12 protein-coding genes are annotated in these 11,559 nt (G+C 54.5%); 10 read left to right on the forward strand and 2 right to left on the reverse strand.

Translation table 11 applies throughout. From position 1 onward, the window contains the following. The first annotated feature begins 7 nt into the window (after positions 1-7). The 10 genes from WFJ73_RS13815 (at position 8) to thrC (ending at position 10,300) form a co-directional block, all read left to right on the forward strand. Positions 8-1,201, forward strand: coding sequence for an acyl-CoA dehydrogenase family protein (locus WFJ73_RS13815; RefSeq protein ID WP_336773628.1), 1,194 nt, complete (start codon positions 8-10; stop codon positions 1,199-1,201). A gap of 19 nt (positions 1,202-1,220) precedes the next feature. After that, on the forward strand, positions 1,221-2,396 hold the full coding sequence (locus WFJ73_RS13820; protein ID WP_336773629.1) for an acyl-CoA dehydrogenase family protein: 1,176 nt from the start codon (positions 1,221-1,223) through the stop codon (positions 2,394-2,396). Positions 2,397-2,464: 68 nt separating this feature from the next. Further along, positions 2,465-3,547 carry a dimethylsulfone monooxygenase SfnG gene (gene sfnG / locus WFJ73_RS13825; protein WP_336773630.1) on the forward strand — a complete coding sequence of 361 codons (1,083 nt, stop codon included), beginning with the start codon at positions 2,465-2,467 and terminating at the stop codon, positions 3,545-3,547. Positions 3,548-3,653: 106 nt separating this feature from the next. Further along, on the forward strand, positions 3,654-4,196 hold the full coding sequence (locus WFJ73_RS13830; RefSeq protein ID WP_336773631.1) for an RNA polymerase sigma factor: 543 nt from the start codon (positions 3,654-3,656) through the stop codon (positions 4,194-4,196). Beyond that, a complete protein-coding gene (locus tag WFJ73_RS13835) occupies positions 4,189-5,313 on the forward strand; it encodes a hypothetical protein (protein WP_336773632.1) in 1,125 nt (374 codons plus the stop codon). Before WFJ73_RS13830 ends, WFJ73_RS13835 begins: the two co-directional genes overlap by 8 nt. 24 nt (positions 5,314-5,337) lie before the next feature. Beyond that, positions 5,338-6,420 carry a PQQ-dependent sugar dehydrogenase gene (locus WFJ73_RS13840; protein WP_336773633.1) on the forward strand — a complete coding sequence of 361 codons (1,083 nt, stop codon included), beginning with the start codon at positions 5,338-5,340 and terminating at the stop codon, positions 6,418-6,420. A 105-nt stretch (positions 6,421-6,525) separates the two neighbouring features. Next, the gene (locus WFJ73_RS13845) at positions 6,526-6,960 is read left to right on the forward strand and encodes an SRPBCC family protein (RefSeq protein ID WP_336773634.1); all 435 of its coding nucleotides are present in this window, start codon (positions 6,526-6,528) and stop codon (positions 6,958-6,960) included. Beyond that, on the forward strand, positions 6,944-7,336 hold the full coding sequence (locus tag WFJ73_RS13850; RefSeq protein WP_015846915.1) for an ArsR/SmtB family transcription factor: 393 nt from the start codon (positions 6,944-6,946) through the stop codon (positions 7,334-7,336). Before WFJ73_RS13845 ends, WFJ73_RS13850 begins: the two co-directional genes overlap by 17 nt. Before the next feature lie 384 nt (positions 7,337-7,720). Further along, positions 7,721-8,788 (forward strand): undecaprenyldiphospho-muramoylpentapeptide beta-N-acetylglucosaminyltransferase, encoded by a 1,068-nt coding sequence (locus WFJ73_RS13855; RefSeq protein WP_336774010.1) that lies wholly within the window; start codon positions 7,721-7,723, stop codon positions 8,786-8,788. A gap of 111 nt (positions 8,789-8,899) precedes the next feature. Further along, complete coding sequence (gene thrC, locus WFJ73_RS13860; protein WP_336773635.1) at positions 8,900-10,300, forward strand: threonine synthase; 1,401 nt, start codon at positions 8,900-8,902, stop codon at positions 10,298-10,300. 92 nt (positions 10,301-10,392) lie between these two features. On the opposite strand, the gene WFJ73_RS13865 is transcribed toward thrC, so the two are convergent. Next, positions 10,393-10,902, reverse strand: coding sequence for a methylated-DNA--[protein]-cysteine S-methyltransferase (locus WFJ73_RS13865; protein ID WP_336773636.1), 510 nt, complete (start codon positions 10,900-10,902; stop codon positions 10,393-10,395). After that, a complete protein-coding gene (locus tag WFJ73_RS13870; protein ID WP_336773637.1) occupies positions 10,899-11,468 on the reverse strand; it encodes a bifunctional transcriptional activator/DNA repair enzyme AdaA in 570 nt (189 codons plus the stop codon). Before WFJ73_RS13870 ends, WFJ73_RS13865 begins: the two co-directional genes overlap by 4 nt. Positions 11,469-11,559 lie beyond the last annotated feature (91 nt).

The raw sequence follows: 11,559 nt of genomic DNA on the forward strand, positions 1-11,559 counted from the left end.
TAAATGTATGGCAACTGTTGCAGCACAGCCGGATTACGGGCAGCTTGTGGCTTCCATCCGGGAAACCGTTGACGAAGTGATTCGCCCGAATGCGGAACGGATTGACAGAGAGGGCGTATTTCCCTCGGAAAATTTGCAGGCTTTAGCGGACAAAGGCTGGAACAGCCTGATCATCCCGACCGAATATGACGGACTAGGGCTGGACTATGCCGCCTTTGCGCTGGCCGCGGAGGAGATCGGCAAAGGCTGCCCTTCCACTTCCCTGATCTATGTCATGCATGTCGGCGCGGCGCAGACGCTGGTATATTACGGATCGGAGGATCAGAAGCAACGCTGGTTGAAACCGGTCCGCCGGGGCGCGATCGGAACTCATTCGATGAGCGAGAAGGCAACGGGCGGGCATACCTGGTTCAACCTAAGCGAAGCGAAACGCGACGGCGAGGATTATATTTTGGACCTGGAAAAATCGTTCACGACCAGCGGCGGCCATGCCGATTTCTACGTGCTGCAGACCCGTACGCCGGGCGCGCAGCAGCCGACGGATCTCAGTTATTTTATCGTCGACGGCAAGGATCCCGGGATTACGGCAGGGCCTTGGGAAGCGCTTGGCGTACGCGGCAACCAGAGCGGTCCGCTGAAGCTGGACAATGTCCGCGTCCCGCGTGCCGATCTGCTTGTCGGAGAGAACCGGGCGATTGAGATTGCGTTTAACGGCGTAGATCCGCTCTATCTGCTAGGTATCGGTTCTGCGTGGATCGGGGTAGCTTCGGAGGCGCTGTCTATCGTGGTAGAACGAGTAAAAAGAACGGTGCATCGCGACTTCAACCGAAGTCTCGCGGACTATCAGGTCATCCGCCAGCAGCTGGCGAACGCAAAGATTGGGCTTAGCGCGCTGAAGCCTTGGCAGCTGTCGCTTGCCGAGAAATATAACCGTTACGAAGCCGAGGGCCGGCCGCTTGGCGAGCTGTGGTATGAAGCAACGGAGTTCAAGATTCATGCCACGGAGGTCGCGAACCAGGTTGTCTCCATTGCGATGGATGTAACGGGCGGATACGGGTACAAAAAAGGCACCATCGAGCGGTTATACCGTGACGTGCGGGCAGGTCTCGTGCTTGCTCCGTCCAACCATCTGGCACGCGAATTAGTCGGCAAAGAGCTTGTTGGCCAGCCTCCCGAGCTGTTCACGCAAGGCGGAGAGTAGACGTTGAGGAGGATGCTGCATGACAACTAGTACGGCTCTGGATTATTTCACTGCCGCAAGGGAGCTTGCGGACCGCTTCCGCGAGGACGCCGCTGAGCGCGACAAGGAAGGCGGCACGCCAAAGCTGCAGCGCGACTGGATCCGGGATAGCGGACTTCTGAAGCTGCTTATTCCGGCGGAATACGGCGGGTATGGCGGACAATGGTCCGACGTGCTTGGCGTTGTGCGAGAGTTTGCGAGGACGGATGCGGCTTTGGCGCATGTATACGGCTATCACTTTCTCTGCCTGATCGCGCCTCATTTGGCCGGCACGGAGGAGCAAAAGCGGTATTTCTACGAGACAACCGCGGCGAACGACTACTTCTGGGGGAATTCCTCCAATCCGCTTCAGAAGACCATTATCGGCGAGCAGTCTGAGGATGGCGTAATCGTTAACGGTTCAAAGGGCTTCAGCTCCGGCTCGCCGGATTCGGATCTGCTTGCGATCTCCTGGAACGACAGCGTGACCGGCGAATATTACGAGGGGATTATTCCTTCCGTTCGCGAAGGCGTTGAGATCATAGACGATTGGGACAACATGGGCCAGCGCCAGACCGGCAGCGGCACCGTGAAATTTCACAACGTGCGGGTCGAGCCTCATGAAATACTCGAGACGCCGTATGCAGGCCAGACGGTGTTCTCCACGCTTGTTCCGCAACTGTCCCAAAGTATTCTGGCGAGTATTTTTATAGGCAGCGCAGCGGGGGCGCTGGAGGAAGCGAGGGCTTATACGCTGGAGCATGCGCGGCCTTGGTATACCTCCGGGCTAGAGCGGGCTTCGGAGGAGCCTTCAACCTTAAGCCGTTACGGCGAGTGGTGGGCGGACTATCAGGCGGCGCTTGGTCTCGTGGAGAAGTCGGACCGTCTGCTTGATGCCGCTTGGGCCAAGGAAGAAGCATTGGGCGAGGTTGAACGCGGCGAGCTGGCGGTCTTTGTTGCTGCGGCGAATGTGCAGGCCGGCAAGATGGCGCTTGAAGTGACCAGCCGGATTTTCGAAGTGATGGGGGCAAGGGCAACGGCGTCAAAGTTCGGCTTTGACCGGTTCTGGCGCAACGTGCGGACCCACACGCTCCATAATCCGGCAGAGTTCAAGCTTCGCAATGTGGGCAATTGGTATTTGACCGGCACGGTACCGGTTCCCGGTTTTTATTCCTAAAGGGCTAGACTAGGCAGCTAGATTCGAACATAGAGATTTCAGCTATCATTCGAAGGAGAGTGCATGTGATGTCATTACAATTTGCTTATTGGGTACCTAACGTAAGCGGAGGGCTTGTCATTTCCGAAATTCCGCAAAAGACGGGCTGGTCCTTTGAAGATAATGCCCGTTACGCGAAGGCGGCGGAAGAAGCGGGCTTTGACTTCGCCCTGCTTCAGACGCGGTTCGTCGCAAGCTATGGCGCAGAGAACCAGCTCGAGGCGATTACGCTGGCTTCCGCTTTGGCTGCGGTGACCAGCAAAATCAAGCTGATTGCCGCTGTCCTGCCTGGGCTATGGCATCCCGGGACGGTTGCGAAGATGCTGGCCACCATCGATCAGATCAGCAATGGACGCGCTGCGGTTAACGTGGTCAGCGGCTGGTTCAAGGGAGAGTTCCATAGCTACGGCGAGCCTTGGCTCGATCATGACGAACGCTACCGCCGCTCCGAGGAATTTATTCGCGTTCTGAGAGAAATGTGGACGGAGCACGAAGCAAGCTTCCGCGGCGACTTTTACCGGTTGAACCAGGCTCCCCTGAAGCCGAAGCCTGCGGCAGCCCCACCGGTCTTTCAAGGCGGCAACTCGGCTGCGGCACGCCGGATGGCGGCAAGGGTATCGGATTGGTATTTCATGAACGGCAATACGACGGAGGGCTTCAAGGCGCAGATTGACGAGCTGAAAGCCGCAGCGGCGGCGAATGGCCGCGAGCTGAAGTATGGCGCAAACGCGTTTGTTATCGTGCGCGACACGGAAGAGGAAGCGCGCCAAGTGCTGCGCGACATTGTGGAGTATGCGAATCCGGAGGCGGTGGAAGGGTTCCGCAGCCAGGTCGGCTTTGCGGGCAAAGCCTCTCCGGAACGGGACGGCATGTGGGCGAATTCGGATTTTTCCGACCTTGTTCAGTACAATGACGGCTTCAAGACGGGACTGATCGGAACGGCGGAGCAGGTGGCAGACCGCATTATCGAGCTGCGAAAAATCGGCGTTGACCTAATCCTGACCGGCTTCTTGCATTATGAAGAGGATATTCAGGCGTTTGGCGAGAAGGTAATCCCGCTTGTCCGCGAGAAAGAAGCGGCATTGAGGCTGGAAACGTCGGCCGTGCTGTAAGGGACATAGAGACTGGAGCTTAAGCTGAGCTCCGGTCTTTTTCTTTTTCGTACGGAATGAAACTAATCCTCTGCTTGCATTGTCTAATGTGTGAGAGGTGAAAAATTTGGAAAACAAATACTGGCGTTATATAGACCGCATGGATACCGCCGGATTAAGAGAGCTGATGGATTCGTACGGCCAGGATGTATGGAATCTGGCTTATGTCATCACGCGAAGGCATGATCTGGCGGATGATATAACGCAGGATGTGTTTCTGAAGGTATATCAGTCGATTGCCTCGTTTCGCGGTGCTTCCTCAATCCGCACGTGGCTGCTCGCGATGACAAGGAATACGGCTATTAATTATAAAAGAACGGCCTTTATGCGCCGGGTGCTGCTTGTCGGGAGAGGCGCTGCCCATGACGGGGAAAGCCCGTCTGCGGAGCAGGAGGTTATGAGGCTGGCATTCACGTCAGAGCTGTGGAATGCCGTTCTGGAGCTGCCCGTTAAGCTGCGGGAGGTGCTTGTCCTCCATGCGAAATACGAGCTGACGACTAAGGAAATCGCTGACGCGCTTGGCCTCCCGGAGGGGACAGTCAAAACGAGACTGTCGAGGGCGCGCAAGCGGATGAGCAGCAGTTGGAAGGGGAGTGCCGCGTATGAATGAGAAGCAGCCGGAATGGTATCGTGAGTTGCGGCGGGGACCGCATGTCCAGTCGACTTTTACAAGGGAGAAGAAGGAAGCGATCGTGCGCAAGGCGGAAGCGATCGACCGTGGGGAGAAGAGAAAAAGGCCTGGCCTGGTTCGTTTATCGTGGGCTGCCGTGTCTTTTATTGTTATAGCCGTGATTGTTGCCGTTGCGTTCCGGGAGGAAGTTGGAGCACCTGGAGGAAGCGGGGGGAAAGGAACGGTTATGTCGCCGGAGCCGAGTCCGATAGTGTCGCAATCGCCGGATGTTTCGCCAAGTCCCTCCCCAACAGAGAAGGGGAAAATTGTCGTCATTCCATCCAAACAGGACGGTTACCTCAAGGATGCTTTGCCGTTCTCGACGGAAGAGGTCAAGAAAATTTGGGTGAAGGAAACGCTGGTTCCTCAAGACCGTATGTATGTTATCCTGCAAAATCTGAACGGGCTAGAGATGACGAAGGCAGCTTCGGACGATAAGACGTTAAGCGAGGAGAGCTTAATCCGTTTCGAAACGGCTGATTCGGTGTACACAATCCCGTATGATGTGAACACAAACGAGTATCTTTTAGGCGGGCGCCGTTATTACGCGGACGATCAGGTCATGCTGCTGACGCATGGCATCCTGCAGCCGGATTCGAAGCTGGCGGAGCTTGATCGGATGTTCGAGCAGGTCCGGCTGGAGATGGATGCCCACGAAGGCGGGATTGACGAAAGCTTCTCTTACAAAGGGGAGAGACTGGCCGTAGCCGACAAATCCTATAACGAATGGGAGCAGCTGCTTCTACTCAGAAGCAGTGTCCAGCCGACTCTGCTCGGACATTATTATGAGGATGCCGTTCAGGCAGTAGGCAGTGTAACCGAATATAGCGACGGGGTTATGCAGTTGAACCGGAGTATCGTGTTTCTGGACAGCAATCATGCGACACAGGACGGTCTTGCCGTCGGCATGTCGAAAGACGAGGTTGTGCAGAAGCTTGGAAAGCCGAATTTGCAGCTGGATTCCAAGTGGAGCTACAAAATTGGCGACTATTTGAAATTCCATCTTTATTTTGACCACAATAAGATTAAGTACATCGAGCTCAGTCAGCCTCTGTAACTTATGGGATGAGGAGAGATGGGGATGAGGAAAGGAATTCTAACCGCTGTTGTTATAACGGTCAGCGCGTTTTTGCTAGCCTCCTGCGAGGACAGCAAATCAACGGTCAAAACAGGCAGCGCGCAGGTATCTGGGGAAGAGGCTGCCTATAAGGTTGTGGCTGAGAAGCTGCGGGCACCTTGGGTGATCGCTTTTGACGGCGATGTGATCTATATCAGCGAGAGGGACGGGAATGTCGTGCGGGTTGCTGACGGCAAGTCGACGAGGTTGCCGGTCCATTTTAATAAGAACGTGCATGCCCAAGGGGAAGGCGGTTTTCTCGGGTTTGTGCTAGCTCCGGATTTTCAGGCATCGAAGGAGGCATTTGCCTATCACACTTATGAGGAAAACGGGAAAATCTTGAATCGTATTATTGTGCTTAAGCTGGAGAAGGATGCCTGGGTAGAATCAAGGGTGCTGCTTGAAGGGATTCCGGGTTCGTTTAATCATGACGGCGGCCGGATGGCGATTGGGCCGGACGGTTTGCTGTACGTAACGACCGGAGATGCCGGGCAGGAGGAGCTGGCGCAGGATAAGAACAGTCTCGCCGGCAAAATCCTCCGAATGAAGCTGGACGGTTCGATTCCGCCTGGCAATCCTTTTCCGGATTCCTATGTGTACTCCTATGGGCACCGGAATCCGCAAGGTCTTGCGTGGAGCAGCTCGGGCATGCTGTTTGCCGCGGAGCACGGCCCGTCGGGTAATCCCGGCGGACATGACGAGATTAACAGTATCGTACCAGGTGGCAATTACGGCTGGCCGGCTGTGATTGGAGGGCAGCACCGGGAGGGCATGATTGACCCGGTCTATCATACGGGCGAGGATACGATTGCTCCTTCGGGCATAGCGATGGAATCGGGCAATAATCTGCTGGTGGCCACCCTTCGGGGAGAGAAGCTCCTGAGGTACAATACGCTGACGAAAAAGATGTCGGTTGTGCTTCAGAATGAAGGCAGGCTGCGGGATGTGCGCGTTCATAACGGCGATATTTATGTCATAACGAATAATACGGATGGAAGAGGGACACCATCTGATAAGGATGACCGGCTGCTGCTTTTGGCGAAATAAGGTTGTTGACAGGAAACCATTTGGTTTCCTATAATTAAAAACGAAACCAAATGGTTTCCTAATTAGTGATGACGACATGATATTAAAGAATCGGAGGTATGGATCATGAGTAACGGAGTTAATACATTGCCTGACGTACGTCAGACGGTTCAAGTGAATGCACCTATTGAAAAGGTGTGGAATGCGGTATCCACGAGAGAGGGAGTCTCGGCCTGGTTTATGGCGCCAAGCGAAAGCTTTAAGCCGGAGGTTGGCTGCGAGTTCCATTTGGAAGCCGGCCAGTTCGGTCAATCCCCTTGCAAAGTCACGGAGGTTGACCCACCGAACCGTTTGACCTTCAACTGGGGCAAGGACTGGACGCTGACCTTTGAATTGAAGGAGCTGGAAGGCGGCAAAACCGAATTTACGCTGATTCACGGCGGCTGGGATGCCGACAAGGTTACCGAGTTCAACCAGCCGCATCCGCAAGTACGCGAGCATATGGCCGGCGGCTGGACTGGCATCGTGAAGAAGTTCGCAAGCTATGTCGAAGGACAATAATCTCGCTTCCGAGCCCAAGCATGACGTCTTCCAAGCGATTGCCGATCCAACCCGCCGCAGCCTGCTGCAGCTGTTAGTCGATCAGGAAATGCCGGTCAACGTCATTAGCGCCCATTATTCCATGAGCCGGACCGCCGTGTCGAAGCATCTACGCGTGCTGGCGGAAGCGGGCCTCGTAAAGGAACGCAAGGTCGGGCGCGAGACGCGATACCGGCTGGAGCCGGAGCCGCTGCTTGAGCTGAAGCGCTGGCTCAGCTACTACGAGCGGTTCTGGGAGAACAAGCTGCAGGCGCTCAAGCGCTTTGTCGAAGAAGACATGCCGGCCGGTGAGCCGTCAGGTCCGCTCAAGGTGATTGAAGGCAAACCCCAAGAATAAATGAAGCCGCGATTGGACGAGCTTAGGCTCGGGCCGGTCGCGGCTTTTTTTCGTTGCCTTGGTTGGCGGGTCTCGCTATTCTTAAGGGTGGAGTGGAGCCGGTGATCCGGCACGCTTCTCAAGCCTGCCGCGTTATGGAAAGTTTTCGCTGCATACTGGAAATCAACAAGCCTGCTGGCTTACAATAGACGGGATAAGTGAGCGGCTTAAGGTGGTTAGGCCGGTCGGGTGATAATCTTTTGCTTTCGAAGCAAGAATCATCACAATCGACCATTGGAGGCCGATTGGGTGATAATTCTTTAAGATTATGCTTTCGAAGCAAGAATCATCACGACAGGCCTATATTAGGCCAGTCCTGGTGATAATTCTTTTTAGGAGTGAGCAATTTTGCGTAAAATCATGTTTACAGGCGGAGGATCGGCAGGGCACGTAACGGTTAACCTGGCGTTGATCCCCCATTTTATACAAGAAGGCTGGTCGGTGGACTACATAGGTTCGGAGGCTGGGATTGAGAAGCAGCTCATCGAGCCTCTTCAGAATGTGCGCTATCACGGCATCGCAACGGGCAAGCTGCGCCGTTATCTGGATTGGCAGAACGTGAAGGACCCGTTCAAGGTCATCAAGGGCGCCTTTCAGGCATATCGCATTATTAAGAAGCAAAAGCCCGACGTCCTGTTCTCGAAGGGCGGCTTCGTATCCGTTCCGGTCGTGATTGGCGCGCGGCTGAACAAGGTGCCGGTGCTCATCCATGAGTCCGACTTAACCCCAGGCCTCGCGAACAAGATCGCGATTCCTTTCGCGGCGGGCGTGTGCACCACCTTCCCGGAGACGCAGCAGCATTTGCCGGCAGGCAAATCGCATTATGTGGGAGCGGTTATCCGCGACCAGCTCAAAGCAGGCGATGCGGCACGCGGCCGCAAATTCGCCGGCTTTATTTCGAGCAAGCCGGTGCTGCTCATCATGGGCGGCAGCCTTGGCGCGCGCAAGATTAACCAGGCTGTACGCGCATCGCTTGGCAAGCTGACGGAGAAATTCCAGATCATCCACTTGTGCGGCAAAGGCCAGGTAGAGGCATCCCTGCAGTCTCCGCAATACAAACAGTTCGAGTACGTAAACGAGGAGCTTCCGGATCTTCTCGCTATGTCGGATGTGATCATCTCGCGTGCCGGCTCCAACTCGATCTTCGAGTTCCTGTACCTGCGCAAGCCGATGCTGCTTATCCCCCTGACGAAGGAAGCAAGCCGCGGCGACCAGATTCTAAACGCACGCTCGTTCCAGACGGCAGGCTTCTGCGAGGTGCTCTATGAGGAGGACATGACGCCGGAGACGCTTGTCAGCCATGTAACCGACTTGTACGCGAACCGAGATAAATACGTGGATAACATGCAGAAAAACGACCGCAAGGACGCTTTGTCCCAACTGATCGACCTGATCAAGAAAACGGCGAAATAATCGCCGAAATCCCTCGAATGACCGCTATTAACCAGCAAGATTGTCTTGTGGTTACGGCGGTCTTTTTCTATAATAGGGGGAAGGTTAGGCAATAGTAGGAGGGAATTACAAATGGAATATATCAGTACTCGCGGAAATGTAGGCAAAATCGGCTTTGTCGACGCTTTCCTCATGGGTCTTGCGGACGACGGCGGACTTCTCGTGCCTTACGAAATTCCGGTTGTTTCCGCGGCTAAACTGAAAGAATGGCAGGAGCTCAGCTATCAGGAGCTGGTGCTTGAAATTTTCTCGCTTTATGCGAATGATGAAATTCCTTATGAAGATCTGAAGAAAATGGTATACGACGGCTACGCGACGTTCCGCCATCCGGAAGTTACGCCGGTTCATAAGCTGAAGGATGACCTCTATTTGCTGGAATTATTCCATGGTCCTACTTTTGCATTCAAGGACATTGCGCTCCAGTTCATGGGCCAATTATATACGTACGTGTCCCGCAAGCAGAACAAGAAGATCCACATTCTTGGCGCTACCTCCGGCGACACCGGCGCATCGGCAATCGAAGGCGTCAAAGGCAAGGAAGGCATCAAAATCTGCATCCTGCATCCGAACGGCAAAGTAAGTAAAGTGCAGGAGCTGCAGATGACGACGGTTCAAGAGGACAACGTTCTGAACCTGTCCGTGGAAGGCAACTTCGACGATTGCCAACGCATCATTAAAGACCTGTTCGCTGATCTGGAGTTTAAAGCGGCTAACCATCTGTGCGCGATTAACTCGATCAACTTCGTGCGTATTATGGCGCAAACGGTCTATTATTTCTATTCTTACTTCCAAGTGGCGAAGCAAACGGGCAAGTCAGACGCAAAAGTGAACTTCAGCGTGCCGACAGGCAACTTTGGCGATATTTTTGCGGGTTACCTGGCGAAACGTATGGGTCTGCCGGTTGACAAGCTTATTCTCGCTACGAACGAAAACAACATCCTTGAGCGCTTCATCAAAGAAGGCGTGTACAAGCCGGGTGACTTCCGCACGACGTACAGCCCATCGATGGACATTCAAGTGGCAAGCAACTTCGAGCGTTACCTTTATTATGTACTGGACGAAAATCCGGAGCAAATCCGTTCCATTATGGACGGCTTCAAGTCGGAAGGGCAAATCGTGGTATCCGGCGACGCGCTCCTCAAAGTGCAGGAAGAGTTCGCTGCGCATGGCGTAGACGGCCGCGAGTGCCTGGATACGATTGCAGCTTACAATAAAGAAACCGGCTATCTGCTGGATCCTCACTCCGCATGCGGCGTAGCGGCATCGGACCAACAGGCGGCAGGAGGCTCGGTAACGATCTCGCTGGCAACGGCGCATCCGGCGAAATTCAACGAAGCGATTGAGCTTGTTGGCATTGAGCAAGAGTTCCCTGCGCAAATTCAGGCGCTCTTCAATAAGCCGCAGCGTCAAACTGAAGTGGACGGCACGCAGGAAGCGGTCGTTCAAGAAATCGTGAAATTCTACAACGCGTAATCGACGCGAAAAAAAGAGGCTGCTTCGAACAATCCGAATGTTACATTCGGTTTGCTCGGAGCAGCCTTTTTGTTGCGCCTATATGTTTTTGCTTAGCCGCGTTTTTGCTCTAATTCCAATAGTGCGGTCTTCATCGGAAGACCTCCGCGGTAGCCTGTCATGGAGCCGGTCTTGCCCACAATGCGGTGGCAGGGCAGGACGATCAGGAGAGGGTTGGCACCAACTGCGGCACCTACAGCCCGGGAGGCCTGCGGACGCCCGATGGTCTCGGCGAGATCGGAATACGCAACCGTGCTGCCGTACTGCACCGCATTCATGGCCTGCCACACTTTCTGCTGGAACGCGGTGCCTACCAGATCAAGCGGCAGCGTAAAGACGTCGAGACTCCCTTGAAAATACTTCGTAAATTCATGCGTATAACGCTCCATCTCGGCGTCATGACGGATAAGCTCATAGCCGGGCAGGCGAGCTTCGGCCCAATCGGCCAGCTCCTCGAAGGAAGCTCCTTGGGAGCCGACATAACAAAGGCCGTTATCCGTCGCGGCCAAATGCAGGTTCCAATCGTCATGCTGAAGCAGAGTCCAATATATGTTTTTGCTCATGGCTGTTGTTTCACTCCTCGGTATTGAGTTGGGGTTAAGCCGGTAACGTTCTGAAATCTTGTCGTAAAATGGGCGGCGTTCGTATAGCCAACCTGCCCTGCAATATCGGTCACGGGAAGATGCGTTGAGGCAAGAAGCTTCATCGCTTCCCGGATACGGATCTGCTGAATATAGGCCGCGGGCGTTAAGCCCGTAAGTCTTTTGAAAGTCCGCTGAAGATGATAAGGGCTCAGATGCAGCACGTCAGCGAGATGGGATAAGGTCAGCGGCTCCTGGTAGTGGGCCTCGATATAAGCGCGGGCCTGCGCTTCCCATTCCTCGTCCGGCAGCTGCTGCTGGACCGGCTTGCATCGTTTGCAGGGGCGGAATCGCTCGGATAAGGCATCCCTTGATGTCTGAAAGATCCGGACATGCGAACGGTTTGGAGGCTTCGACTTACAGGACGGCCGGCAAAAGATTCCCGTCGTGGTCACTCCATAATACCATTGCCCATCATATGAGCCGTCATTCGACAGAACGGCAAGCCATTTGTCCTCCGGGATGCTGGCTGTTTCCGTATTTCCCATTTTCGCTCACCTCCAGGTTTAGTATACCTTGATTAGGCCCCAAACCGTAAGCGGACACGAATGAAAGCGCAAGATTACGAAAGCGCCGGAG

This window comes from Paenibacillus sp. MMO-58 (assembly GCF_037146255.1).
Classification (GTDB): domain Bacteria; phylum Bacillota; class Bacilli; order Paenibacillales; family Paenibacillaceae; genus Pristimantibacillus.